Source organism: Chroococcidiopsis sp. [FACHB-1243] (assembly GCF_014696895.1).
Taxonomy (GTDB): Bacteria; Cyanobacteriota; Cyanobacteriia; order Cyanobacteriales; family Chroococcidiopsidaceae; genus Chroococcidiopsis.
In genome coordinates this window covers 1-1,514 of sequence record NZ_JACJQX010000124.1, presented here as the reverse complement: position 1 = coordinate 1,514, position 1,514 = coordinate 1, and the positions used below count along the sequence as shown (strand labels likewise).

General features: G+C 43.1%; 2 protein-coding genes. Both read left to right on the top strand.

Translation table 11 applies throughout. The annotated features are described in order from the left end of the window. Nucleotides 1–477 precede the first annotated feature (477 nt). Entirely contained in the window at nt 478–1,233 is a 756-nt protein-coding gene (locus H6G17_RS32295; protein WP_192162822.1) for a ParA family protein, read from the top strand. After that, the gene (locus H6G17_RS32290) at nt 1,230–1,433 is read left to right on the top strand and encodes a hypothetical protein (RefSeq protein ID WP_192162820.1); all 204 of its coding nucleotides are present in this window, start codon (nt 1,230–1,232) and stop codon (nt 1,431–1,433) included. The genes H6G17_RS32295 and H6G17_RS32290 overlap by 4 nt, the downstream gene beginning before the upstream one ends. Nucleotides 1,434–1,514: the final 81 nt, after the last annotated feature.

Here is a 1,514-nt window from a genome sequence, read left to right as displayed (position 1 = left end):
ATCTCTGCTCGATCTTTGACTTTTTGTGGTACATCCGCAGTTCTCAAGTTTAATAGAGTTTTGTCTTGCTCACGAGTCAGAAATACCCTTAAACGAGCGCCCATTTTACTCGCTTCCCTAATACATTTGTTCTGCGTCTTTTCCAGATTTATCTATCTTTACATAGTTTGGTTTTTTCATGACAGCTTACTTATCTCAATAGTTTCTAACGCTTTAAAATTAACATTTTCTAGTTTTTCTTCTTTTGATTAATTCATGAACGACCGTAGAGGTGCTGACCTTTAAAACTCTTGCCGTATCCCAGACTCTACTCCCGTTGAGAGCCATCGCCAAGCGTTCTGTGTATGTATGTATAGAACTGCAATAATTGGGACACCAGCCAGAATAGCTTTTTGGACAGATGTTAAATTGCAACTCCCCTCTAAAATTACTGAATTGGGTTATGCTTTTGTCAAACCAAACTTGATACTGAAGTCAATGAGTAGGGTAATTGCGCTGTTTAATCAATCAGGGGGAGTGGGGAAAAGTACGTTGACAATGAATCTGGGCTATCATCTAGCTCAACGGCAGCAGCGAGTCTTACTCGTCGATCTCGACCCACAAGCATCGCTCACCGTCTTTATGGGCTTGGAGCCATCAGAACTAGACAAAACAGTGTATGAAGCAATTGTTGTTGGAGAACAGCTACCAATTCATAAGAACATTCACAACATGGATTTGGTTCCTGCCAACATCAATTTAAGTGGGGCAGAACTAGAATTGGTAGTGGCAGATATGCGGGATCTACGCCTCAAAGAAGCACTGAAGCCAAGCCTCAAGCAATACGATTTCATTTTTGTAGACTGCCCTCCCTCCCTCGGTATTCTTAGCTATATCAGTTTAGTCGCTTCAACTCATGTCTTGATTCCGATCCAGACACAGTACAAAGCCCTCAAAGGAACAGAACTTTTGTTGAATACAATTGGTCGCGTGCGCTCTCGCGCCAATCGCAAGCTACAGGTTGCTGGAGTAATTCCCACAATGCATGATTCTCGAACCGTACAAGGCGAAATGAGTTTACAGTCAATTCAAGAACATTTATCCAAAATTGGCAAAATTTATCCAACCATTCCTCGGTCAGTTGCCTTTGCTGATGCCTCACAAGAGCATATACCGCTTGCCCTCTACAACGCTAAACACCCAGCAGTTAGCCTCCTAAATCAAATCGCTAAAAACCTGGAGGCGATCTCATGAGCGTGAGAAAACACCACAGTCAACCCTATCAAATTAAAGGAGTCGATGCTCTATTTGGAGAACCGCCTGTAGCCGCAGAAGCAGCAGCAGAAATTGTCTCGCTCGACCAAATTTGCCTACCCCAGCAGCAACCCCGTCGCTATTTCGACCCCACGGCGATGCAGGAGTTGGTGGAGTCAACCCTCTTTTGTTACATTTGAAAAAGTAAAATAAAAAAGAGTTCTAGCTTGCGATAGCATACTCTATAGGAGCAGCTCGAAAACCATTCATAATTTCCATCA